The 25,896-nt window shown below is 30.6% G+C and carries 27 protein-coding genes; 14 read left to right on the top strand and 13 right to left on the bottom strand.

What is annotated here, in order from left to right; all coding sequences use genetic code 11:
• Window positions 1–40 precede the first annotated feature (40 nt).
• The 5 genes from BMY18_RS12740 to BMY18_RS12720 form a co-directional block, all read right to left on the bottom strand.
• Window positions 41–544, bottom strand: coding sequence for a hypothetical protein (locus BMY18_RS12740; RefSeq protein WP_092454609.1), 504 nt, complete (start codon window positions 542–544; stop codon window positions 41–43).
• A gap of 209 nt (window positions 545–753) precedes the next feature.
• The gene (locus tag BMY18_RS12735; RefSeq protein ID WP_170841397.1) at window positions 754–2,151 is read right to left on the bottom strand and encodes an SNIPE associated domain-containing protein; all 1,398 of its coding nucleotides are present in this window, start codon (window positions 2,149–2,151) and stop codon (window positions 754–756) included.
• A 122-nt stretch (window positions 2,152–2,273) separates the two neighbouring features.
• On the bottom strand, window positions 2,274–2,885 hold the full coding sequence (locus BMY18_RS12730; protein WP_092454605.1) for a hypothetical protein: 612 nt from the start codon (window positions 2,883–2,885) through the stop codon (window positions 2,274–2,276).
• A 63-nt stretch (window positions 2,886–2,948) separates the two neighbouring features.
• Entirely contained in the window at window positions 2,949–3,860 is a 912-nt protein-coding gene (locus BMY18_RS12725; RefSeq protein ID WP_092454603.1) for an FRG domain-containing protein, read from the bottom strand.
• 97 nt (window positions 3,861–3,957) lie between these two features.
• Window positions 3,958–4,239 carry a hypothetical protein gene (locus BMY18_RS12720; RefSeq protein ID WP_092454601.1) on the bottom strand — a complete coding sequence of 94 codons (282 nt, stop codon included), beginning with the start codon at window positions 4,237–4,239 and terminating at the stop codon, window positions 3,958–3,960.
• 554 nt (window positions 4,240–4,793) lie between these two features.
• On the opposite strand from BMY18_RS12720, the gene BMY18_RS12715 reads away from it, so the two are divergent.
• The 6 genes from BMY18_RS12715 (at window position 4,794) to BMY18_RS12690 (ending at window position 8,867) form a co-directional block, all read left to right on the top strand.
• Window positions 4,794–5,714: a DUF5688 family protein gene (locus BMY18_RS12715; protein ID WP_092454599.1), complete on the top strand. Its 921-nt coding sequence runs from the start codon at window positions 4,794–4,796 to the stop codon at window positions 5,712–5,714.
• Window positions 5,715–5,803: 89 nt separating this feature from the next.
• On the top strand, window positions 5,804–6,139 hold the full coding sequence (locus tag BMY18_RS12710) for a single-stranded DNA-binding protein (protein ID WP_170841396.1): 336 nt from the start codon (window positions 5,804–5,806) through the stop codon (window positions 6,137–6,139).
• 102 nt (window positions 6,140–6,241) lie between these two features.
• Window positions 6,242–7,555, top strand: coding sequence for a DUF262 domain-containing protein (locus BMY18_RS12705; protein ID WP_092454596.1), 1,314 nt, complete (start codon window positions 6,242–6,244; stop codon window positions 7,553–7,555).
• A 78-nt stretch (window positions 7,556–7,633) separates the two neighbouring features.
• Window positions 7,634–8,101, top strand: a complete 468-nt coding sequence (locus tag BMY18_RS12700) for a JAB domain-containing protein (protein WP_092454594.1) — start codon at window positions 7,634–7,636, stop codon at window positions 8,099–8,101.
• Window positions 8,102–8,126: 25 nt separating this feature from the next.
• Window positions 8,127–8,354, top strand: coding sequence for a hypothetical protein (locus BMY18_RS12695; protein ID WP_092454592.1), 228 nt, complete (start codon window positions 8,127–8,129; stop codon window positions 8,352–8,354).
• Between the two features lie 15 nt (window positions 8,355–8,369).
• On the top strand, window positions 8,370–8,867 hold the full coding sequence (locus BMY18_RS12690) for a hypothetical protein (RefSeq protein WP_092454590.1): 498 nt from the start codon (window positions 8,370–8,372) through the stop codon (window positions 8,865–8,867).
• 284 nt (window positions 8,868–9,151) lie between these two features.
• On the opposite strand, the gene BMY18_RS12685 is transcribed toward BMY18_RS12690, so the two are convergent.
• Window positions 9,152–9,373 carry a helix-turn-helix domain-containing protein gene (locus BMY18_RS12685; protein WP_092454588.1) on the bottom strand — a complete coding sequence of 74 codons (222 nt, stop codon included), beginning with the start codon at window positions 9,371–9,373 and terminating at the stop codon, window positions 9,152–9,154.
• Window positions 9,374–9,714: 341 nt separating this feature from the next.
• Here BMY18_RS12685 and BMY18_RS12680 point away from each other — a divergent pair, with 341 nt between their 5' ends.
• The 7 genes from BMY18_RS12680 (at window position 9,715) to BMY18_RS12650 (ending at window position 16,493) form a co-directional block, all read left to right on the top strand.
• Window positions 9,715–10,647 (top strand): hypothetical protein, encoded by a 933-nt coding sequence (locus BMY18_RS12680; RefSeq protein ID WP_092454586.1) that lies wholly within the window; start codon window positions 9,715–9,717, stop codon window positions 10,645–10,647.
• A gap of 75 nt (window positions 10,648–10,722) precedes the next feature.
• The gene (locus BMY18_RS12675; RefSeq protein ID WP_092454584.1) at window positions 10,723–10,971 is read left to right on the top strand and encodes a hypothetical protein; all 249 of its coding nucleotides are present in this window, start codon (window positions 10,723–10,725) and stop codon (window positions 10,969–10,971) included.
• 26 nt (window positions 10,972–10,997) lie between these two features.
• Window positions 10,998–11,399, top strand: coding sequence for a hypothetical protein (locus BMY18_RS12670; protein WP_092454582.1), 402 nt, complete (start codon window positions 10,998–11,000; stop codon window positions 11,397–11,399).
• A gap of 75 nt (window positions 11,400–11,474) precedes the next feature.
• The gene (locus tag BMY18_RS12665; RefSeq protein ID WP_092454580.1) at window positions 11,475–12,992 is read left to right on the top strand and encodes an RNA polymerase sigma factor; all 1,518 of its coding nucleotides are present in this window, start codon (window positions 11,475–11,477) and stop codon (window positions 12,990–12,992) included.
• A gap of 113 nt (window positions 12,993–13,105) precedes the next feature.
• The gene (locus BMY18_RS12660; protein WP_092454578.1) at window positions 13,106–14,014 is read left to right on the top strand and encodes a hypothetical protein; all 909 of its coding nucleotides are present in this window, start codon (window positions 13,106–13,108) and stop codon (window positions 14,012–14,014) included.
• A gap of 107 nt (window positions 14,015–14,121) precedes the next feature.
• Window positions 14,122–15,027, top strand: a complete 906-nt coding sequence (locus BMY18_RS12655; RefSeq protein WP_092454576.1) for a hypothetical protein — start codon at window positions 14,122–14,124, stop codon at window positions 15,025–15,027.
• Between the two features lie 449 nt (window positions 15,028–15,476).
• On the top strand, window positions 15,477–16,493 hold the full coding sequence (locus BMY18_RS12650; RefSeq protein ID WP_092454574.1) for a hypothetical protein: 1,017 nt from the start codon (window positions 15,477–15,479) through the stop codon (window positions 16,491–16,493).
• Window positions 16,494–17,120: 627 nt separating this feature from the next.
• Here the strand turns inward: BMY18_RS12650 and BMY18_RS12645 are convergent.
• From BMY18_RS12645 to BMY18_RS12615, 7 genes are all read right to left on the bottom strand, one after another.
• Window positions 17,121–17,738 carry a crossover junction endodeoxyribonuclease RuvC gene (locus BMY18_RS12645; RefSeq protein ID WP_092454571.1) on the bottom strand — a complete coding sequence of 206 codons (618 nt, stop codon included), beginning with the start codon at window positions 17,736–17,738 and terminating at the stop codon, window positions 17,121–17,123.
• A 167-nt stretch (window positions 17,739–17,905) separates the two neighbouring features.
• Window positions 17,906–18,772 (bottom strand): hypothetical protein, encoded by an 867-nt coding sequence (locus BMY18_RS12640; protein WP_092454569.1) that lies wholly within the window; start codon window positions 18,770–18,772, stop codon window positions 17,906–17,908.
• Window positions 18,773–18,839: 67 nt separating this feature from the next.
• Window positions 18,840–19,904, bottom strand: a complete 1,065-nt coding sequence (locus tag BMY18_RS12635) for a hypothetical protein (RefSeq protein WP_092454567.1) — start codon at window positions 19,902–19,904, stop codon at window positions 18,840–18,842.
• A 17-nt stretch (window positions 19,905–19,921) separates the two neighbouring features.
• Window positions 19,922–20,524, bottom strand: coding sequence for a hypothetical protein (locus BMY18_RS12630; protein ID WP_092454566.1), 603 nt, complete (start codon window positions 20,522–20,524; stop codon window positions 19,922–19,924).
• A gap of 494 nt (window positions 20,525–21,018) precedes the next feature.
• The gene (locus tag BMY18_RS12625) at window positions 21,019–21,300 is read right to left on the bottom strand and encodes a hypothetical protein (protein WP_092454564.1); all 282 of its coding nucleotides are present in this window, start codon (window positions 21,298–21,300) and stop codon (window positions 21,019–21,021) included.
• Window positions 21,301–21,542: 242 nt separating this feature from the next.
• Window positions 21,543–23,417, bottom strand: coding sequence for a hypothetical protein (locus BMY18_RS12620; protein ID WP_092454562.1), 1,875 nt, complete (start codon window positions 23,415–23,417; stop codon window positions 21,543–21,545).
• 530 nt (window positions 23,418–23,947) lie between these two features.
• The gene (locus BMY18_RS12615; protein WP_092454560.1) at window positions 23,948–24,961 is read right to left on the bottom strand and encodes a DUF6076 domain-containing protein; all 1,014 of its coding nucleotides are present in this window, start codon (window positions 24,959–24,961) and stop codon (window positions 23,948–23,950) included.
• A 213-nt stretch (window positions 24,962–25,174) separates the two neighbouring features.
• Here BMY18_RS12615 and BMY18_RS12610 point away from each other — a divergent pair, with 213 nt between their 5' ends.
• Window positions 25,175–25,879, top strand: a complete 705-nt coding sequence (locus tag BMY18_RS12610) for a hypothetical protein (RefSeq protein ID WP_092454558.1) — start codon at window positions 25,175–25,177, stop codon at window positions 25,877–25,879.
• The last annotated feature ends 17 nt before the right edge of the window (window positions 25,880–25,896 follow it).

The raw sequence follows: 25,896 nt of genomic DNA, 5'->3' as shown, positions 1-25,896 counted from the left end.
CTAATGCCTAGGGTATATAATAATAGTTATAAGTGTATAATTATTTAGCTATTAGCTTTCTTTTCACTCGTCTCTTGCCACTAATATTATATTTCAAATATAATTTATAACTATTTTTCATCTTCTTGGAAGCAATATCATCAATTTTGCATGAATTCATATGATAAATCAGCTTTTCTATAAATTTATATGGTTCAACATTAATAAGTTCATTTGTACCTTGCATTATGCAGTCCAAATCATATTTTTTATGATTTACTTTTAACTGATAGTGTATATTATTGATACCACAGGTCTTATTAGACCCATTATATAACTTAACCGTAACTGAAATTTTAATATAATCTGGTTCTTGGTCATATGCTGATGGTATGGTGGTGGATTTTTCAAAACCTTTTTTTAAAAACGATGTTTCTACATTTGTAATATTTATCTTTAATCTACCCATATTTGACAAAGAATTTAATACCCACCCCAAAACCGTTCCAGCTAACGCTCCGATTACAGCAACAATAGCATCTGGTGATATACTACTTTTATCCATGTTTATATCTCCTTTTACATTTTCAATAAAACTATACTAATCACAAAAGAGTCCAGTTAAAATTCTAATATTATTTTTTTGATTATAATAAATTTTTCGCCTCGTTTTTATATTACTTAACTTACGAAAAATTCTTAACTCACTTTCAGGCAACTTTCGTTTATTAACTTGTAATCAAATATTCTTACGCTTAATATCAATTTTCATGTTTAGTCTTCATCATCATCCTCATCAATGCCGTAAATTACTTCTTGTGAACTTACTTGCCATTCATTATGCTCAGGTTCAAAATTGAATTCTGCCGCAATTCCATATTTTACTGTAATGGCTTCAACAATTTTATCTAATGAGACCTTAAAATACTCTTTCCTGCTATTAACCTTATTTACTCTATATTCTGAAAATTCCTTATGTAAATCACTTTCTAGTTTGAAAGCATTTTCACTAAATATAATACAATTTGATTGAAACCTAAATGGAACACTTGCATTTGAAAGTTCTGAAATTCTATCAAGTGGCTCTAATCGCCTTGTTACACCAATTTTATAAATTCCTTCACCAAATGATTTATTCTCGATAATATATACATATCCCGCCAGGCTATTATTTTTTCTATAATCATTTGCCTCAATTTGCTGCTTTATTTCTTTTATTTTTTCTGCTATTCTTTCATCACCATGTTCTAATTGATTTTGATAATGATGTAATTCCTTTTCTAACTTTTCCCGTTCTTTTTCTAATTCCTTCTCTACCTTTCTTTGCTCTTTAATCATTTCCGCTTGTATTCTACGTTCTTCCTTCTCTTCTTCTTTTTTTAGTGCCAAGCTATACATTAAATCCAGTTCTTTTAATTTTAGATTTAAATAGATTTCTACAAACTCAATATTGTAATACTCTGCTTGCTTATTTATTGTTTGATACGTTTTAATTATTTTATCCTTAGTTTTTGTTATATTTGCAACTGTAACTCTGTCAATTATCGCATCACACATTAAATTAAAAGATGTAATATAATTCTTTGCCAATTTTTTAATTAATAGAGTTCCTTTTGCCATGCTTGAATTAACACTCCACGCTGTTGTACATAGATAAAATTTATCACTTCGTATATAGTTTTTCTGTACTTCTCTTACATTAGTAATTTCTTCTTTTAATTCTTCACTACATTTATCTTTAAAGATTGGTTCATAAAATCCATATGATTGAATATTATATCTATCTTCATTTTTAACAATTTTTCCTCTTATCTCTTTTAAATTAGATTTAGCTTCAGCTGCTTCCTTAGCCTGCCTACTTCTAATTTCTTCAATACATTTCTCAATTATACCTAGCTCAGCTTCTTTTTGTGCTAGGAACTTTATCGCTTTATCAGCCTTGATTTGCTCATTTGTAACTATGCTTTCAAAATATGCAATTTGGGCTTTATTATCTATAATCAATTTGTCTTTTTCTATAATTTTAGCATTTTGTTCCTCAACAAGAGCACTCTCTCCTTTAATTAAGATATTTTTAGTATTTATATTCTCATTCAATTTGCCAACTTCAATATTGAGATTTACTAATTGGAGTTTAAGCTCTTCTATCTCTTGTTTTTTTTGATTAAACATTGCGTCCCCTTTGTTTATCCAGCTTTTCATTGACAAATTGTGCTTTCTCAAAATCATCTGAAATTTTAACTTTATACCCGATATCGTTAAACATTAAATTATTGCAACCTTTTCGTATGAAATCAATAAAAGACACTATCTAATGTAATAATTCCATTTACTCCTTTTAAAATATCCATCCTATCATTTATTTCACAATATTCAATGAATCTTCTATAATAAGTTTTTGATGGAACAATGATTTCTGTATCCCCATATTCAAATGTAAGTTCATTTCTGACTCTCCATTCTCGTTCATGACTCCAATCAACATAATTATCCATATCAGAAAGTTGAAAATCTACTATTCTCCAAAATTCGCTCTGAGGCATTATATCTTTTAATTGTTTAGAATTTTCATAGATTACAGGTCGCCCACCCTTTTTATAAATATATGGTTTGGGAAATCTTAATCCAAAAGCTCTATATCTAAATTTATTAGAGTTATTATCCTTTCTTAATGCTTTTTCAAATATTAAATTTTCACCTATTGAACTTAATGGAGCTTCTTGAAGGCATACAGCAGAAGTATTTCCGCTTATATATCCACGTCCTCCTACTAACTTTTTTTCTTCTAATATTTTCATCAAAGTTTCAAAAGCATCATCTACGGTATCACCATTCGTTAAGTGTGTAATTCTTGATGATATGTCGTTTCTATGAATTATTCTATCTCTCCATTCAGCATGATTCATGGTTTTCTCCTTCGTGTAATTGTTAAGTATATCAGGTCACCAAGTTCTCTTTTTCTCTTTTTATTAATTAAGTGTTCTCTTTTTAGCATCCTCTGCTATTGTTCTGCATACAGTATCAATATTATCAGCAAACAGAGTGCTTTCAGATATTCCTAAAACTTCCAATTTATTTAAGATTTCCTTCTTAGCACCATCAGGAATTAGAATACGTTTCTTTATATACTTTTCTTCTTTAGGTATTGGATGTATTACTTTTTCAAAATAAGGTCCACCATTTCCCTCAACTATATGATTAGGGAAAAGTATATATTTTCCTTGTTGCAATTTTTGTCGTGTACTATTCTCTTGTGCATGAACAAACATTGGTTTTTCACAACATTCTTGAATCCAACGTCCTCCTTGTTTTTCGTCCCCACAAAATTCTAAAGAGTATTTTTGCTCTATAAAATATGGTTGTATCAAGATTTTACTATAAAACATTGACAAGTCCTCACTAGTTGTAAACGCAAACTTATATGAGTCAGCAATAGCATTTATTATAGGATAGTTTGCGATATCGCTCTGATTATCTACAAAGACAATAACCTCTCCATCTATCGATAAATCTTGGCATGCGAAATATAGTGCAACCAGTGGATTTGATGTAATATCTAAAAGTCTTGTAGGAATTCCATAATGTTGTAATAATGCAAGTAAGTCAATTGGATACAAATCATTATGAAATATCTTTGGCAAACGATATTTTGCCGTCTCAATTAAATTTCGTTCTTCATTTAATATTGATATATCACAAGAAAATTTTCTGTCTCTTGCTATTGATGGTATTATTTCAAAATCTTTATTAGAATTACCACGAAAAAATATGACCTCATTTTTTATTGCATTATTCTTCAGATTACTAGCTGCATTAAAAACCTCTGACAGATATTCCTCAATTGAACTTACTGTTTTTTCAAACTCCACTTTTTCTTCCATATTTCACCTATCCAAATGTTAATGACATAAAAAATCATTCATTGGTCTTCTTCCTATAGTTTTTAATAATAAAACCCGTAAAATAACTGCATAATACTTATTTGAATGTATTGTGAATATCATTTTCAATTTTAACGGAATCAATAATATTCTTTGCTTTTGAGACTTTCTTTTTAGCAGTTTTCTTCGAATTTCCTATAAGAATAAGATACTGATAAATGAAACTCAAAAATCCCTTTTCTATAATAAATCCTATTAATCCAATTAATAAAAACGCTATTATACCTGGTAACATTGGCTTCAAAATAATCATCCAATCTTTTACTAGCTGCCATAACCCAGCAATAACCATATTTTCCAACTGTTCCTGCGTAAACATCTTTCGTCCCTTCTTCGCCAAAATACATATAGTTAATAATTCCTATTCTCAAAAAAATAGCCACAGACTCGTTTGGGAATCCATAGCTAATAAAATGTCTATATTAAAATTTACTGATTTTAACAGTCCCCATCACAACATATTCCCCAACATCTTGTATGAACCTAGTTTATAACTTTTATATGGTTATTTCAAGTTAAATTAATACAAATATTGGTAATCACATATTACACGAAATTAAAAACATACCTCCTTATACACAAAAAATGAGCCACTACAAATTAAGGGGGGGAGTAGTGGCTCATGTATATCATCCTACTGGGGAGTAGAACTTGTTTATTCTATATTAATCAGAACTATAAAGCAATATTGATTCTATGACAAATCAAATAATTCCGTATAATATGACAAATTATATTATAATTTTTTCCCTTTTGCATAGAGTATATTAGCGAACGCAAATTAGCAGGAATTAGTTTGTAGAGCAAATAGCAGGATAAAACAAAAACAAAAAAACAAATAAACAGGAGCCCATGAGGCAAGGAGAGAAAATTATGACAGGTTATGTAGAATTCAAAGAAACGATTCAAAAAATGATTCAACAAAGATTTGACTGCACTTACAAAGTTAAAATTCAAGAGGTAATTAAGAATAACGGGATTGTATTATATGGTCTCAGTATTTTAAGCGATTCAGCAAAGGTCTCACCCACCATCTACCTAGAATCTCATTTTCAATCTTTTGAGGATGGACTAAAAATGAAAACCATTGTAGACAATATTTGTCAATGTTATCAAAAACACAGCACCCCAAACATTTTGGATGTTGAGCATTTTCTAGATTTTAATAAGATTAAATCAAAAGTTGTTTATAAAATTATAAACGCCGATATGAATCAGAAGCTACTGGAAGATGTTCCCCATATATTGTATTTAGATTTGGCCATTATCTTCTATTACTTATTTGAAGCTAACGAAGATGGTACTGCTTGTGTAACAATACATAACGCGCATATGAAAATGTGGGCTGTTACTACCAATGAATTATTGGAGTTAGCGAAAATTAACACGCCGAAGTTGTTGAGATTTACACTCTCATCCATGGAAGATGTATTGATGGAATTATTAGAATCGTCAGATGATAAAAATGATTTAGACGTTGAGGATATTCTTGCAACTGTTTCAGATACAAATGCAACAGGGATGTATATCTTATCTAACATTTCTAAAATTAATGGTTCATCTTCAATTTTATATCCTGAGGTATTGTCAAAATTTGCTGCCAAATTAGATTGCGATTTGTATGTTTTGCCTTCTTCATGTGATGAGGTCATCTTAGTAAAAGCTGGACCTAACATGAATAGAGAAGAACTAGACATCATGGTAAGTGAAGTGAATTTAACGGTGGAAGCTGAAAAGATTTTATCCAATCACACCTATTACTACGACAGAGCAAAAGATGAATTAAGTCTGTAATCAAAATTTGAATGGTTATATAGCGATAAACAGGGTAAGTTTCTTAATTGAACTTATTTCTGCTTTTAATTATGGAAGGAGAATATGATTTGAATAAATCAATTTTAAAGGGAAGATTCGTGAAGAATCCTGAGGTTAGTTATTCAGAAGGAATAGAGCCAGTTTGTTTTGCAAGATTTTCAATTGCGGTTGAGGATAGAGGCAGAAAAGATAATGACAAATATCATGTGGATTATGTCCCATGTATTGCAATCGGAAAAACTGCTGAGATAATCGAAGCACACTGCATAAAAGGTCAAGAGATTTTACTTTTTGGTAAAATTCAGACAGGCACTTATGAAAAGGATGGCACGAAGCACTACACTGTAGATTTTTGTGTACAGGAGCTTGAATTTTGTGGAAAGAAAGAACCATCTGACAACTAAATGTGTATAAGGCAACTAATCAAATAACTAATGGCTTAAGGAATTGGTATAGAAAATTATATTTTCTATGCTGGTTCCTTTCTAATTAAAAGGAGAAAAATTATGATAAAAACAAAATTAACATGGAATGTGAAGCAAATACAACTCATGTTCCACGAGAAATCAACTCTTGCGTTTGACCATCCAATCCAACGCCAATCAAATCAGTGGGATTTAGAACAAAAATCGTTATTAATACATAGTATTTTAGCGAGTTTTCCAATCGGGAATATCTATGTTTTGAGAGAAAATAGCGACAAAATTGATGAAAAGAATAAGCCAATCTACAATTTTTCAGTTTTGGATGGCAAGCAACGGCTCACAAATGTAATTTCATTTTTAGATGGAGAATATGCATTATCTGATAATCTTTCAGCTGTCGAAATAGATGGCGTTGAATATGAAATTGGAGGACTATGGTTCTCTGATTTGGAAGAGCCTGTAAAATATGAGCTTATGCGGTTTAAGTTTGAAATTTTCAGCTTCGAAGATACCTCAAACGATATGGTCGAACAAATTTTTTTACGATTAAACAATTCAACACCTTTAAGTAAATCTCAAATTTCAAAAGCAAAAATGGGAACTGATATGGCTGCTTTTATGAATGGGTTATTAAAAAGCAAATTTATAAATGAATCTGTAAATTTCAGTGCGTCACAACGGAAGTCCAACGACGACCAGAAAGCGATTATTCAAGCGATGATGTTACTGAGCAAAGAGTACGCAGAATTTAAGTTAGTTGATTTTTCAGAGACTTCTATTATGAATTTTTCTGAATCAGTCAAAAACAATTATAGCAATAAGCAACAAAATATTTTGCTAAGTGCGATTGAATATTTGGGTGATGCTTTCCCTGATAGGAACAAGTCCTTAAGAAAGATTTCAATACCTATTATTTTGTTTATTGCGGATTTTGCGATGGACCACGATATAAAACCAATGTATACACGCAAATGGTTTGAATTTTTTATCGATAACGATGAATTGCAAGCCGTATATAAAACTTTCTGTAGTTCTGGAAGTACCAAGCTAGAAAAAGTGAATGGCAGGCTTCGTATTATGATGCAATCATTTTGCAAGTATTTTGAGTTAGAAATTCCAGAAGAATATTGGGAAATACTGATATCAGAAGAATCTGACTCTGATGCGTTAGAAGAAATTGAATTGGAAGAAATTCCAGAGGATATTGAAGCTGCTCTTTTAGATGAAGCATCAATTGTAATAGATGAATCGGAAGATGTTGATGTTGATGAAATTGAAACAACTGGTGCAGATATTGATGAATCTGAATTACAAGACATTACACTTGATTCAGAAGATTCAGAATCTGAGCAAGACTTAATTGTACAAAAATATGCTGAGCAATTAGCTATTTAACTATATTTGTAGTTTTTGTTTTTAGGGGGTGGAGATTTATCTTTGCTCCCTTTTTAAATTTGAAAGGAGAAAATTTATATGAGAATAAATATTTTTGAAGCACGATTAAATGAATTTTCACATCCAATATTATTCAAAGAAAATTCTATGAACTATTGTGTAGATACAAGTTTTAATATGCCCACGCGAATCGTTACTGTTATGAATGAAGTTTTCCATTTAAATGAGATGGCAGAAGAATTTGTTTATATGGCTTCACTCAATACCAAATTGGTGCCAACTAGTTTTTTCTTAATCTCGAAGGGCAATGTTAATAGCAGTCTGATATCTCCAAGAGAAGTTTTAATTCGCGCACTGCTATCGGGGGCAACGCATATTATTTTAATCCACAATCATCCCTCCCGAGATACGACCCCAAGTTCTCAGGATTTGCAAGTCACTAAAAGAATAATGGATGCAAGCCAAATTGTTGGAATTATTTTAGCAGACCACATAATAATCGGCGGAGACTCATTTTTAAGTTTTAAAGAGAGAAATTTAATATAAATAATAATTTAAAGGAGTATATATTATGAAAATTTATGATACAGATACACAGGAGTTATTGAAGATTTTATTAGACTTACAAGAATCCACCGCTCCAATTAAACTTTCAATCGGTTATGTAAAAGATGGGATTGTCAATAAAGGTCTTGTTCTAATTGATGCACCACCTGTTGTTACAACTACTTTGATTGAGGCGGGCTATAGCCTGGATATTACAGAAGGTATTGGAGTACATATTAATAAATACAAATGATAAGGAGTTGAATTTATGAAATGGTTTGATAAAATAGATACAATTGATGTTTTAAGAAAAACATATAAAGACTTGGTAAGAACTCATCATCCCGACAATGGTGGCAACTTAGCTGATATTCAAGCGATTAATTCTGAATATGATACTTTGTTTAAGGACTTAAAAGAAAAACATTACGAATCAGTTAATGTTGAAAATGAAACCGATAAGCAAAAACAAGCATACAGTTGGGAAAAGGATAAAAATATCAGAGAAATGGTTTTAAAACTGTCTAAATATCCAATCACAATTGAAATTGTTGGTGTCTGGATTTGGGTATCTAATTGCTATGAATATCGCAAGGAGTTGAAAAATATTGGGTTACACTGGGCAGCAAAGAAATCTTTATGGTATTTTCATTATGATGACTACCATAAATTTAGTAAAAAATCTATGAATATGGACCATATAAGAATGAAGTATGGTTCAGAAACAGTCAATGTTAAACAGGAGAAAGCATTTATAAAAGGATAGATGTGTGATGGAGAATGGTTTTTACTTCTATATGTATAAGCATATTCTAATTTAAAAATAATCTAAAGATAATGCAAAAATGTTGAATATATTTCGAAGTAGAATCTATAATGTATTAGATAACTTAATTGTTATCATCCTGCATGATTTGTTGGATATCAGGTGGCTTTCCATTTTGGGGGGCAATGTTTCAAGGATAAAAGCTTCTTATTATTAGAGATAATGTGAGAGCTTTTTTTGTGCATAAAATAAGACTTAGATACGTTTGTTGGTATCTAAGTCTCTTATTCTTTCTCTTCTATCTCTTCATCTGGTGTAAATTCTATGACTTCTGAAACATTACATTGCAATATATTGCATAGGTCGTTTATTGTGTTTAAAGTCACGTTTTTTTGCTTCTTCATCCTACGAATTGTATTACTGCTAACCTTGTATTGATAGATTAACTTATACGATGTTACACCCTTCTTTTTCATTGTTTTCCACAATGGTTCATAAGATATCACTAATTTTTCCTCCTAAATTGATTCAATTCTATTTTAATCTAAGAGCAAAAGAATGAACATAAGTCATATATTGCTATGAGCAAAATATTGCCCATATTTTCCTTGTTTTTGGGGTGATGGTACGTTATACTTCTAGGAAGGAAAACAGCACCAAAATATACCATTTTATGAATTTCTAATATATTTAACATTTTTTTAAAATAGTGAAACCTTTTTCAAATGACAACTCTCTATTAGATATAAGTATTTGAGCCTGCGAAATAACACAAGACTAAAACCATTTAAATGTATTCAATAAAATCTCTATTTAATATAAATAAAAATAAGGTGAGGAAATTAAAATGATGGAAAAAGAACTGAATTCAAAGGAATATTTGGGGTATGCAAAGAATTTAGAGGCAACAATTTATACGAACCAAAAGATTTTATGTAGTATGGCAGATGAAACTCATAAATGTATATGGGAAGAAGAGCAAATTGATAAGCCAAAGCCACCAATTAAAGCCTCTTTAAGATATAGTTATGTTAAAGAAAAGGCTTTTACAATCTTTATAGTTTTTATAGTTTCATTCATTTCACTAAGTATAATATTTTATCCAATTAATATAGTATCAAGACTTTATTTTTCGGTATTTAAATCGGCATTTATTGTTTCAATAGTAATTACGATATTATTAATAATCTTATTAATACAACTAGAAATTTCATACATCAATATATCTTATCGCAATGACTTGAAATCTTATGAAACTGCGATTGAAAATTATGATAAATCTGTTATTGTGGAAAAAGAACGTGCTAAAGCTGACGGATTAAAATTGGATTACATAAATACTCAATATGATGAATTAATTCCTCATGCGCTAGAGGTGGAGAAAACGCTAGAAAATCTATATAGTTTAAATATTATATTTCCTAAATATAGAACCATGGCTGCTATTACACAAATTTGTGAATATTTTGAATCAGGTAGATGTACTGAATTAGCAGGTCCTAACGGTGCCTATAATCTTTATGAAAGTGAATTACGTATGAATCTTCTAATTGACAGACTAGATTTAGTTATTAGCAATTTGGAAGGTATAAGAAGAAATCAATATATGTTATATGACGAAATATGTAAAGGCAATCAGCTTGTGGAGGAGGTTTTAGATAGTGTAAACTATGCATGCAAAAAAATAGAAACTATTTCTGTCAATACATCCATATCAGCTTACAACACTAAAATCATCAGCGATAATACTCAAGCTATTAGATTTTATGAAAGTTATTAAATAAATTTGAATATGTGAAACCTTTTTTACCTTCACTCTCTCTATTAGATATATGACAAGAAAGGAAGTGAAAAATTGAAGACTACAAGAATCGAAGGAATAGTAATTGCAGAACCCATCGCATTTGATAATCAATGTACATTTGTTGTTCAAACGAAAAATAATCAATATCAAGTGATTTCAGAAAATATACAAGCCCTAAAAGATAATGTATTTATTAAAACAGGACAAACAGTAATTATTAAAGGCGTAGAAATTATAAAGAAAGATTCAAAGGTTCTTTTTTCAAAAAATTCTAAGATTATATTAAAATATAAGCACTAAAAAATAAGAAAAAGAGGTAGATAGAAATGAGAGATTTTTTAAGATATGATTATGAGGTATCAAAAAAAAGATTAATACCAGCATTTGTGATTTTTATTATCGCAGTCCTATATTCGCTCTTCACAGGAGTAGCTCAAAACATTGATTTTTTCTCAGCAACTCTAGGATTAATAGGTATCGGACTATTGGTTGGTGGTCTAATATATTCTTGGAGAGTTGCTGCTGGAATCATGAAACCAGGTGGATACAATGAATACACCAACGAAACATTCTATTATGGTGGAATTAGTGGCGCGGCACTTCAATTTGGTTTAGGTATAGTTCTTGGGTGCATGCTAGGTGGAATTTTATTTGCAATCGATATTTTAAGGACGATTATATTTATTATTTATTCTAAAAAGACTGCTAATAAAGAATATTTAAATTAGTACTGTGCTTTCAGCAAATATAAGTTATACTGTATGGAAAACATTGGGTATAAAAGAATTGAGGGGAATGAATAAATGATAACACCAGAAGAGTTACAGTCTGCCGTAGCGGAATATAAAAGTGGAAAAAAAGAGGCTTTTAACCAAATTTATAGCATATCAAACAGATTTTTATATAAGTGTATCTATAATGTAATGATTAAGCAAAACGATGTTGATGATGTGGTTTCAGATATGATGCAAGAAACATATATTGAAATAAGTAAAAGCATTCACCAGTTAATTGATAACAAGGATTTTTATTCCTGGGCTAGTACCATTGCCAATAGAAAATGTTTCGCATATCTCAAGAAGAACAAAAAAATTGTATTGCTCCATGAGGATGATACTACTTTTGATATGCTTGCAGACAGTGATGATATTATACCAGAATCAATCATGCAAGATAAAGAAAAACAAAGATTATTAAGAGATATTATAAATAATGAGCTTACAGAAATTCAGAAATTATGTGTTATCGGATATTATTATAATGAACAAAAGCAAGAAGAAATTGCTACAGCATTAGAGCTTCCACTTAATACCGTAAAGACTAATCTTTCAAGAGCAAAAGCAAAAATCAAAGAAGCCGTCCTGAAACTTGAGAAAAATAAGGGAACTAAGTTGTATTCTGTTTCTCCACTATTACTATTACTTTTCTACGAAGAAGTAAAGGCATGTGTTGTTCCAGATAGTATCAGTTCAGCTGTTAACGCAACTTCAAACACTGGAAATACAATTGCAAGTGAGACTTCTAAAAGTATCGTTAAAAAAGTATTGGGCATTTCATTAAAAGCAAAAATTGCTATTGGAATAATTGGAGTTTCTATCATATGTATCGTTGGATATGCTTTTGCAGTTAATAAACCAAATACTCAAGAAGTAGGTGTTAATAATGTTATGCAAAATCAAGCAATCACAGAAACTGCAACAACTGCTATTGTACAAAATGAAACCACTTGGAAGACTGCGTACAGAGATTTTTTATTATACAACACAGGTGGAACACCGCTAGGATTTGATATTAAAGATTTCGATGATGATTCTATTCCTGAATTATTAGTAAAAACAGCAGATAAAAATAATGTGGAACATATTAAGTTTTACAAATATGTAAATGCTACTGTCAAAAATGTGATGCAATTTGAGGATTCTTATTCAGAAACCAATTCAGATACCTCAAATAAAAAAATTTACACTAAAATCGGTTATGGAAAAGATAATAATGAATTCATAGTATTACAGGACTGGTACGTCGATTATAAAGTCACTACACTTCAAGTAACTACGGCATATAAACGTATATATGTAAATGGGGAATTAGTTTCTGAATTTGATATTAATCCTGCATTTACCTTCTATCCAAGTACATCAAAAGCAACGGCAGACCTACATTTAACGAAGTATAGTAATGGGAAATCACAGTCAGTTAATGCTTCACAAGTTGAAATTCAGAGCATGCTTAATGATTTACAAAATTCATTCACCGCAATTAATTACAGTTTAATTAACTCAAACGCAATTAATAGTAAACTTAGCACCTTTTCAAATTAAGTTATTTTTTATAAACGAGACTACAGCAAAGACAATATATGATTAATAGTATTCAAGTTATACACTGCGCAGTCCAATGGACATGTATGAATTTTACCAGGGGGTACAATATTATGAAGCAACTTGTAAGACCACAAAAGAAAATAAGTATAATTTCATGTTTATTTCTTATTTGTATACTTTTCGTAGGATGTGGAAGTAAAACCACAGAAGAAACATCAACTAGCACTCAAAAAGTTCAAGTCTCTAAGAATATAGAAAATCCAACAGTCGGAACACAGCAAATCACGGTAACAACAAGTGATGGAAAAACAGTGACTTTTGATGAAAATGAAGTAGAAACTTCTGTCGATTCTAATGGAAACACAACATATAAACTTGATGATAACACAACTGTTGTTGTTTCATCAACAGAAGGCACTGCAACTGTAACTACTAAGAATGAAGATGGCACAACCTCTTCTACAGTTTCAAATAATGTTACAGTAACTCCTGAAACTAAAGAAGTTGAAGTTGTTGTAGAACCTATTACACAAGTACCAGCGCAACCAGTAATTAATGTACCTGTTGATATTATTACAAATATTCCAGCTGAAACACAACAAGTTACACAGGCGCCAACAAATGCGCCACCAGTTGAAACACAGTCACCTACGGAAGCACCTACTAATCCACCAGAAACGGAACCATACGTAGAGCCTACCGAAGCACCTACACAACCATATATTCCACCAGCACCTTGGACACTTGATGTAGCTGATTATCAAGCAAAAATTGAAGCTAAATTGAGGGCCGCTGGAAAAGTGACAATTAAAGAATACTGTATTTCTGAATATGGAACTGATTATACTTTAACAGACGGGCCGTCAGCTGGAGCTGGATATGATGAGGCATATGTAAGTAAAAATACTTATCAATGGAACCTTGATGTTGCTGCTGTTGGAGTACAAAATGCTTATTATATTGAATATAGAGGAATTGATAATAATGGGTTCTATGTTTTTAGATTTTATAGAATATAGAGAGGCTTATTCTAGAGATTTTGAAGTAATATATGATTAATAGTTTTCCAACTATACAAAGTGCAGTCCAACGGACATGTATGAATTTTATCAGGGGGTACAATATTATGAAGCAGCTTATAAAACCACAAAAGAAAATAAGCATAATCTTATGTTTATTTCTTACCTGTATTCTTTTTGTAGGATGTGGAGGTAAAACCACAAAAGAGACTTCAACTAGCAATGAGAAAGTTCAAGTTTCTGAAAATATAGAAAATCCAACAGTCGGAACACAGCAAATCACGGTAACAACAAGTGATGGAAAAACAGTGACTTTTGATGAAAATGAAGTAGAAACTTCTGTCGATTCTAATGGAAACACAACATATAAACTTGATGATAACACAACTGTTGTTGTTTCATCAACAGAAGGCACTGCAACAGTAACTACTAAGAATGAAGATGGTACAACATCTTCTACAGTTTCAAACAATGTTACCATAACGCCTGTAATTAATACTCCTACACAATCTAATAAACCAGTGGATGTTATTATAAATACTCCAGTTGAAACACAGACCCCAACGATGGCTCCAACAAGTGCTCCTGTTCAACCACCTACTCAACCAGTTATACAACAACCATTTGAAACACAAGCACCTACTGAAGCACCTACTAATCCACCAGAAACTCAACCTTATATTCCACCAACACCAACAGAAGCACCTACTCCAGCTCCAACTCAAGCACCTTGGACATTGGATGTAGATAGCTATATGGCTCAAATGGATGCTAATTTGAGAGATGCTGGAAAAGTTACAATAAGAGAATATTACGAAAATCAATATGGAGTTGGAAGTACTGATGGATATACAAATGATTTTGGGGCTGGTTATGTAGAAATTTATACACACTCTCAATCAACCGCAAATTGGAGCCTTTCTGTTTTAAAAAATGATGTACCAAATGCATACTACCTTCAATATATGGGTAAAGATGGAAATGATTATGTATTTAGAGTTTATCGTATTTAGAGGGTTAAGCTATTTTTTTAGCAAGATTCTGAAACAAGAGCCAGGCTTTATCAAAGCCTGAAAATAGCCTTACAGAAAATTCTGTAGACTATTTTTATATAGTTCTTAATATAGTTTTTAATATACTTCTCAATATACTTCTCAACATCCTCTTCTCCTTTTTACATATCTGCTACCAATGAATCCAAACACTAATATAAGCTATATATTGACCACATTCCCCTTGCTATTACCGCTCAGCTACGTTATAATTTAACAATAATTTACCAAATATTACTACTAAATTAAAATTTCAAAAAATATGAAACCTTTTGACTAAAACTATGCTCTATTAAATATAAGGAATAAAAGCCTATTTAAAGGTTCTAATACAAGTATGCTTAACAGCTCTCAAAGAGAGCTGCACAGTCTAAAAAGACTGTGTGTCCATTAAACCGGGAGACGATATTATGAAAAAACTTATGAAACTACGCAAGACAATAAGTATGGTTTTAATCTTTATACTTGTTAACTTAACTATTGGAGGATGTTCAAACAACTCTGATTCAAAAACCACGGCAGAAGGAATAGCCCAAGAATCAAACGGGCCTGAAACTATAAAAGAAAAAGAAACTAAAGTAACAGAACAAATAACAGTTACAACAAGTACAGGTGAAACATTAACATTTGACGCTAGTGAGGTTGAAACAACCGTAGCACCAACTGGAGAAATTACCTATAAAGTAGATGGAAACACATCTGTTACAGTAGCAAAAGTTACTGATACAATAACAGGTGAAATAGTTACAAAAGCTAAAGTTATAGAAAAAGCTGAGGACGGAACTATTGCCGAAACAATTGCAGAAAAGGTTACAGTAAAACAGGTTGTAACAGAAGTTGAAACACAACCTACTACACAAGCACCTACTCAACCAGGAAATAATAAACCAGTTGATGTTGTTGTAAATACTCCAGTTGAAACAAATGCACCTACAAGCGCACCTACTCAACCAGTGACAGATGCACCAACACAACCAGTGACAAATGCACCTACAGATGCACCTACTCAACCAGTGACACAGGCACCAACAAATGCGCCACCAGTTGAAACACAAGCACCTACGGAAGCACCTACTAATCCACCAGAAACGGAACCATACGTAGAGCCTACCGAAGCACCTACACAACCATATATTCCACCAGCACCTTGGACACTTGATGTAGCCGATTATCAAGCAAAACTTGAAGCTAAATTAAGAGCTGCTGGAAAAGTGACAATTAGAGAATATTGTCTAGCACAAGGAGTACCAGCTGAAATGATGACTGATAATACAGGTGGTGCTGGGTTTGATGAAGCCTATGTAAATAAAAGCACTTATCAATGGAACCTTGATGTTGCTGCCGTTGGAGTAAATAATGCTTATTATATTGAATATAGAGGAATTGACAATAATGGATTTTATGTGTTTAGATTTTATAGAATCTAGGAAAAAGAAAAAACAGTATTTACAAAGACTAAAAACAACCTACATAATTATGTAGGTTGTTTTTAAATAGTTCAAATTTTAAATTCTATTATATTTTTCAATTCTTGTTTATATACACATTAATCTCCCACTACAATAAAATATCCCCATAGACAGAAGACTACGAGGATATTTTAAAATATTTTTTATTTTTCTTCATAAATAGGAATTAGATACTGTTGGCATAATATTTAAACCAACTTAAAGGTCTCCACTTACATTTGGTATCACTCACATAAGTTTCTACAACCATAATCAAGATTAATCCCAAAGGATATAATCTTATTAAAATATTCTATTAATAAATAATATAAGTTTTCTTTCAGTATATGCCTATACCTAAGTCAGCCTATGGTAAACTCAAAACCTTTGTAGGTCTCCTTGCAAACTGGACACTGACCCAACTTACAACTCAATAACCAAGATGTGGCAAGCTGATTTTTTAGCAAGATTCCTATACAACAACGGGCTTTTTAAAGCCCGAAATAGCTTACAGAATTTTTCTGTAGGCTATTTTTTTCTATTTTGCTTGGTATACAGGCTCACTTTTTTAGTAAGATTTTGATTGGCAAGCTACTTCATTTCACCTCACTCTTGCTTAACATCCTTCTGAAAATATAAACACATGTATGTGTGCAAAACTGCAAGAGCATCAGCGATGTGGTCATTTCCAAGAATTATGTCACTATATTGATATTCAAGCAATTTGTCAACGCATTGTTGGACTTGTTCTTTTTTTGCATCACCATTTTTTGTTACATAGTATTTTATCGTAGTGACTGGAATTGGACAGTGCTTAATATCCAAACAGGCACAAATAAGCTCTGTAATGGCTGTCATTGAGTGAGCTAGAAGTACCCCTTTTAATTTTTTAGGGCCTACCGTCGTCAAAGGTAACATCTCAAAGGTAATAGCTAAAACGTTATATTTCATGCATAAATCCCAAATCAAATTAGCCAGAAATAACAATTTTTCATCCGAAGTTAAATTTCTCATCTCCTTTTCAGGATATATAAATTCTACGATTTTATAGTAATTACGTTTGGGATGATATTCTTTTATTACCTGAGCAACAACTATAGCTGCATTCATCGTTCCCGAATCCAGGCCGATTACATAGGTATTGTTTGACATAGTTGATGGATGGGACCTATAAAATTCGATGGGAAAGTGTTCAGGTGGCTTTTCGTTTTTTCTCTCAATCATATGTAAAATCCTTTCATATTGTTTTAATTTACGTTATTTTATTTTATTTTATTTTATATTATGTTATATCGTGTTATTTTATTTTATATTATTTCATGCAAAGGTTCTGAACAGAGCCTTTGCATGTTTCTGTATTGTATATTTTATCTATATTTTGTATCTATTATCTATTTCGTATATTGGTCCAATTCGATATTTTTAATTCCAATCGAGGTATAAACATTATCATATTTAAATGATATGAATTTATTAAACAGCGTTTCATTTGCGCAAATTAATGTAATCACAAAATAATGATATTGTTCTGGGAAATACAGATAGAAAGTTTCGTGAAGAAAATCAATAGCATCCTCAAGCTCTTTAAATACTGTTTCATCGGTTATACAATAGTATGCCGCTAATTGAATATCCATGTCTCGTTGGGAATATACATCATTAACAATAATAGGATACCTATCTGCAAGTGTATAAAAATTATAAGAATCTGATTTTAACAAATCTTCTTTGTCCATATTATAATCAATATTAAATTCCTTGGAACATTGGATATTATATTCTTCATGGAAACACCAAGAATATAATTTATCCACAAGGTTATTTCCCAATACTTGAATGTAATTCCCCAAATTAATGCCTTCCAGGTCCTCGATTCTTAAAACCTGATTAGGATAATGAGGCTCTGCATGATAGAACGATTCAGCTGTTTGCGGAATAATGGTTGTAATTAAAAGTTCTGCATTGTATAGACACCTTATAGCATCCTTGGTTTTTGGATTATATGTAGCAGTTGTTATTGCTTGAATATCATATTTTGAATGAAAATAATCGGCTAAAACAACGACCTTCTCCACCTCAACAAACAGACCTACTTTTATTAATTCATTAATCTGACATTTCGCATACTCCCTATCACAGCACATCATCATCATGGAAATCTTTATAATTTGCTCTTTGTAGGCTGTCCCATTTAGCATAATTATTATTTTAATATAAAAGCCATGGGTTCCCTGAAGTTCTTGTAATTCATCTTTCATTTTTTCTCCTAATTTCTTTTTGTGATTTATGTTACCGAAACAAAAAATTGTTTCGAAGTTGCTATTTTTAGATATGAATATTGTATTTTGCAATGTCCATAACCTGATACTGTACAGTTATATCATCCCAATATTCCCTCTTAATCCCCAGGTTTGCGAAATAAGTGTCTCTTCTATTTGTATCTCTGTTTTCCTGTGTATTTACATCAAAAACACTTCTCTTTTCAGCTTTTAGGAGCTCTGAACATCTTGATTCATCCCACATATAAACTGTGATATCTAGGTTTATGTTGTTGTTTAAGTATTTTTTAAACATAAGCATAATATATATCAAATTTTTATATAGCTTCTCTAACTTAAGATTATTTAAAGTATCAAAATACACAATTTTAATACAATCATTTTCGATTTCTTCTATATAGAACCTTTGAGCCATTAAATTATTAAAATTATAAAATTGCTTGTTACTTTCAATATCTGATGAATAACTAGCTTTAATGCTGTCTCTCATACTCTTCTCATTTAGATATGGAATTTCTGATATTTCCATTTTAAGTATATTTTTCTTGAACAATTCTGCTTCGCACAGAGATATCTTTTTATCATCATAGAATTCTTCTGTTAATGCATATTTTTGTCCAGCAATGAACTCGAAATCCTGATAATAATTAAAAGTATATAATTGGTTAGGTTTTTTAAAAAAATTTCCCCCGATTGCTCGAATGTAAGTAGCTATATTATCAGTATCAATTTTGAGGTTCTGTTCCATCATATTTGGGATTATTACTTTTATTATGTATTCTGTTTTGAATATATTTTCAAATATTTTAAGGTTCGTAAACGACATCGCAGCTACATTCTGGGACGGTTTATTTAATAGCCTTCCTAAAATGTACTTATTCAAATAAAGTAGTTGTGTCTTGGTTCCAAATATTTGCTTCTGTAGAAGGAATTTACTGTTTATCAAATCTGCAATTTCGAATTCTATATTTATTTGCTTCTCATTTGTTATAAGCGAAAATAATTGTTTTATTTGAGACCTTGTCATCATGCTATTTCCTAGCTTGAAAATCATATTTATGATAGTGATATGGTCCATGTATACGGATTCTTTTCTTTGTTTTGTTATCATATTTTTTCCCTTTCTTTTTATGTAGCTTTTACAAATGTGATTTCAATATTTAGAAGTTCACATGTCATTATTTTATTGTCTATTTGAGTCTGAGTGTAGGTTTCTGTGATACATTCTATAGCAAATGTCTGACCCGCTGACACATACAATATATCAGGCATACTTAATTCATTATTGGACATTGCATCAAATAGCTTTTCATATCTTTCATACTCGCCTTGGGCGTAGTATTCATTTAATTTATCTTCTATGAAACCTTTTAATTCTCGTTCAGACAAACAAGTCTGTAATTCTGCTTTAGTTAGACTTTCTACAAGATAAGACGAAAGACTTTCGTTATGTCTCGTAGATTGCCCATTTGAAATAAATTTATGAATGCCGTTATCTTTACATAATGACTTTCCTGTATTTGTAAGTTCATATGCAGATTTTAAACCTGTACCGTGCTTAACTGGATATGAAACCTCTTTGATAATATTTGCCTTTACCATGTTATGAATTCTAGTATTTGAGATATTTAGGTTGTTAAGTGTTTCTTTATTCATAGCACCTGTTTTCGCTAAAACCAAAAAAACTCTAATATCCTTAGGATATATGTGACTTAATGTTTTTTTTGCCAAATTAATCAACTCCTTTTTGTATTGGCACTTATCTTTTTGTATTGGCTCTTATCTTTTTGTATTGGCACTTATGCTTTATGTTGCTCGAAGAGAGCAACCACATAAAATATATAGATAAATTATCGGGTAAGTAGAAGAGACCGGAGTGAACTTCGGAAATATAGATAGGCTGCCGAAGGTAAATTGCGTAGCAATTTCCTATCTGGTTATATTTCCGAAGCACACTCATTACACTCTTTTTGAGCGAAAGCGAGAAATGAGGTGTAATGGTGTGACGGAGGTCTCTTCATTTTTCAACATATGCGATTAAGCATAATGCTTTATAAGTAGGAGACGTGTTTAGTTGTGTGACTAAATTTTTCTAACCTCATCAATCTCTACCTTATATTGTAGATAACTATTCAATTTTTATAACTTTATTTACGCATTATATGCAACTTCTTATGTAGGGTGTTTATTAGCCGAATGGCTGGATAGATTAATGATTGTTGTTATTAATTGTTTAGCAGGTCATTAGAAATTAGAAACATCGTTTCCATGTCTAAAGGACCGCTTTCTTTGAAATATTCAAAAATCTCTGTTCCGCCGAATATGATATTCAATTCATGGCGGTCTAGATAAAAGACTTCGGTATTATCTTTTAGACCAAAATAATATATTAGCTTATAATCAATCGAAGTTAACTTCGTGATAATGATAATATATGCTTTGTTCTTTAGAAATAAGGTTTCATTAATTTGAAGATTTTGCATTATATTAGAAAATTTAGATTTCATAAAAATATTTTTCCTTTCTTTCATATTTTTGGAATAATTATTGGACTACTTGTCTATAATATAAAATACAGGGTGCTACAATGTTGTAGCAATTTTAAAAGTAAGGTTTTAATAGACCTAGCATTTATAAAACTGATACATATATATATGGAATCGAACAATGATTAATCAAACTAAGAAGAGCCTTCATCCCCCTGGGATGTGGGTTTCTTTTTGCGATTTTTTATGTACTTGTTTATTTGTCAAAAAGAACAGCTAACAATTGGAGCAATTTCATCATTATAATTTAATATGCAATATTTATTAGTTTCTCGATATCCATTTTTACTAATTGTAATTAGTTTTTTTGCTTCTAATTCTACAAGCAAACGTTGAATCTGTGATTGCGATATGCCAGTTGCAAGTGCCATTGTGAATTGAGCAATTGTCTCTGTATCATTTTCTCCCATTCTAAAAATCATATAGAAGTAAAGCATAAGTGCACTGTTTGATAATTGATTCGATTTACATTGGTCTAACAAATATTTCAAATTCTCAAAATTCATTTCAATATATCCATTATATTTATTAATCGGATTAACAAAGTAGCGATAAGCTGCACCATCCCTTTTAGAAACTGCTTTTTTCTTGCTTACTAATTTAATTTGTACCTTATCTATCGCTTTAGGCGTTAGATTTTCGAGTGCGTCTCTGGTTGCACTCCGCTTTCTGCCTGATAATTCAATAATATCTTGTTCTAAATACATTTTGCACTGGTCTGGATTTTCAATTGAATATTGGTACGTATCTAATAAAAAGTTGAGATATAATACGAATGCCGCTGATTTTATCTTTGCAATCTGATTTCCATTTGCATTCGGCTGATACGTAAACAGCGTTCTTGGAATATGTATATTAACAGACTTCATATCCTTTGTTTTCTTAATAAATTGACTTTTTAATGGTCCAAATTCTTCCTCTAAATCTTTAAATGTATTTGTTGGCACATTATGAATACCTAGATTAAAGAAATATTCTGTCTTGTGAGCAACCATATCTTCATCCCAACTCCAATTAAAAGTATCAAGTATCGCTAGTTTAGAAGTTACTTTTTGTATTTGAACTAACGAAAATCCGTAATGATGCAGTCTAGCCACTATAAACATAAGTGTATTATCCGCATATCCTTCTCTAAACCCATATAACATATTTCTAAATCCAACTGATAGCTGCGAAATGTGAAGCATTGGATATAATTCTTGCAGGTTAATCGTCTCAATCTGAGATATTATTAGCTTTTTATCTGATGCAATTACTTCAGGCTCAACTGTCTTTACTTGCACAACTTTTTTAATTTTGGGTTTTGATGGTGAATATCCTTCATGTTCACATGCAAATTTATAGGTCTCCAGTGCATTTGGATTTTTTAACAAATCAACCCTCTTAGTTCCAAATGGTCGTTTAGCAGGAATATAATCTACTCCCAGTTTTTTAAAGATATCAGAAATTTCATATCTCCTATTTGTATTTGCAATCTGTTCTACTTTGATAATATCTTGGTATTTATTATTATCAGGTATTTTTGCTTTCATATTGAAGAAACCCAGCCTCAGTATACGCGAACAGTCACGCACCTGCTTATCAACATCGAATCCATTTTGTTGTAAGGCATCATTGAATTTTGATAATGCCAGCAGGTCCATACAAGGTTTGTTTAACAAAATGTGAAATTGTATTCCATGTCCAGACCAAATACATATTGTTTCTAAATCCAAATCAAGCAATTTTTGATAGATAGCATTTATGCTTTCAGGTTCAAGTCCATCAATATCAGCACTCAACGTTTGGACACAATCTGTATTACTTTTACTTAAAGATGAACCTTTGCTAATCTCTCCATTCGAAGACTTGATTGCTGATATGGATATATCAACACCATAAATTGAAAAATATAAACTAAATGCAATTTTCTGTTTGAATATATTTATAATGAATTGTACATATAATTCATATTCTTCATCTGAAAAGCTTTTTATGATATACTCTTTCATCCATGATTTAGTACTATCATTTCTTAATGGTCTAATTATTATCACTAAATCATTATCTTCTTTTATATATGGATGTGTTTTTCTCAAAAATATCCAACACCTAAAAGATTCACTATATATATTCTCTTTAGTGATGTTATTAAGACAGTCATTTCTTATCTTAATATTATATTTATAGCTACTATCTTTATTATAGTTAATTTTTTCTAAATTTAATTGTGTGATAATTGTTTTATTCTCCTTTGTATTTTATTAAATTGTTAAACAATTCATATTTCTTTTTTATATTATTACAATATTTAATAATTGTCAAGTATATTTATAATAATTATCCAAATAATCTGTTAATTAATTAAATAGTGTTTAAATTTGATATATAATTTAAGGTTTTAAGTCTTTGATTTAGTTTTAATTCTAGTTTTTAAAATTTTTCGAAAAAATAAAATATTATTATGTATATTAATATAGAGTACCCGTATACAATATTTTTAAATTTCAACAAAGCTGACAAGCTAGATGTTTAGGGAGTTTTCACAACTATTTTAGAAATATTTAGGTATGCATTTACCATACAAACAAAAAAAGATGCTAGCCCTGAAGACTAACACCTCTATATATTAAACGATATTATTTAATTTCTCTAACATTTCATTTATCAAATTTTCAGAAGGATTTTGTTCATATTTACTTAAATATTCATCATAAATCCTTGTTGCTTCCTTAATCCACACATTTGTATAGAAATCTGGAGTTAATTTCGTAGCAGCATCTTCCTTGTGTTGGGAACAGGCAAAATAGATGCTTTTTCTCTTTTTCTGATATATTTTCTTAATGGGATGTTCTTTTATGCTAGTTAAATTCTTCTTTTGGGACATAAAGGATTGGCATGTTTGGTTGGGATTCTCTTCCAGTGGCCTTGTACAGTATTGCACTCTATTATGGACCCTATCCATTACGGTCAACTTTTCGCACAAACCACATTTCTTTAATTTTATATTTGCTTCCATCATTTGTTGAAATTCGAGCGCCAATAATTGTTCTAAACTTGAAATCTCATACCAATATTCCTGTCTATACTCACTATCTTTAAGCTCGTTTAAGATTTTTATATTTAATAAAGACATTGGGGGGATATTGTTATAAATAGATATTATACCCTCATTATGTGCATTGCTCTTTTTAAAAATATTATATCTTTGGGACGGAGTTAAATCTTTTAACTGTTCATATTCCATATTAAATGTCAAATCAACCGCAGTTTTATAAGTCTCTTGATAAAACTTTATTATTGAATGGGTATATTTATCAACGTCCAAATCACTTTTATAATCCAGAGACTCATATCCTGTCTTCGATTGCTCTTCTATTTCAAAAAAATAATCTGGAAACATTAAGATATATGGATGGATTATATCAGCCATCTTAAAAAGTACAAAATTAAATAAATTGATTTTACGATTTATTATTTTATTAAGTTCTTTTTCTAAGTCTAAATATAAGAAGTTTAATAAATTTTCTCCTACTTTATATTCTAAGAATTCATTTGAATCTTCATAATAATCTCTGTCATTTTTTAATTCTCCAGACCTAAAATACATATTCTTATTCTCATATTTCGCAAAATATTTCAAACCATTCCCCTCCTCTAGCTACATGTTAAATTCAGCATAAAGTAATGCCGTCTAAATGTCAAGAAATAAAATATTTTAAATTTATTTGTATTTACTGTTTACAAAATTACAAAGCTGTGATATTATTTAGCTACACCTTAACATTAAGTTAACTTATAGCTACTCAATTTACCATTAACCGTTGCATTTGCAATCACATAAAGGAGAAAAATTATGACAGAAGAAAAAACATTGGAACTCTTAAACAATCAACTAGAAGAAACAATATCAACTTTTTGGGAAAGAGATATTAATAACAAAAGAACATTTGAAGATGATTTAAATGATATTAATATATGTGAGTTAGCTCAATGTCTCAGCAAACTAGGTTTCACTTTTAAAATCAATTCATTTATTCCAGAAAACAGATTATATTACTTTCAAAACGAAGTATTCCTTGAAGTGGGCACTCAGAAAGTATATTTAACGAAAGTAAAAACTTACAGATTTTTGATTGACGAAATTATATTAAAAGTAAAAGAAGAAACAGTGAAAGCTGATTGTGAAACCAAATATATTTATGACCTTGCTTCATTTCGCAATAAGCCTATTACTCAAATTTATATTAATTCATATGAAGAAGGTCAGGATATACAAAATATCATTCGTTACATCTCTATGTACCGAAAAGCTGATGAAGATTTCATAAAATTATTAGGTCAGTTGGGGTACACGGTTAAATACAAAGAGTATTATGATGCAGGCAGCCATCCATATATATCTTTAACTAATTGCCCAAACACAGACACAATATGGTTGGTAGAATGTAACAAGCAGCACACTCTATATAGAAGCTTTGATAGAAGAAACAAGTTAGAGATATTATATTTGCTTATTAGTCTACAATATCAAGAAAACATTTTTGCAGATGAGTTGTAAGAACCCAACCATTAAAA

Source organism: [Clostridium] fimetarium (assembly GCF_900111235.1).
Taxonomy (GTDB): domain Bacteria; phylum Bacillota; class Clostridia; order Lachnospirales; family Lachnospiraceae; genus Clostridium_N; species Clostridium_N fimetarium.
This window is presented reverse-complemented; position numbering and strand designations above follow the sequence as displayed.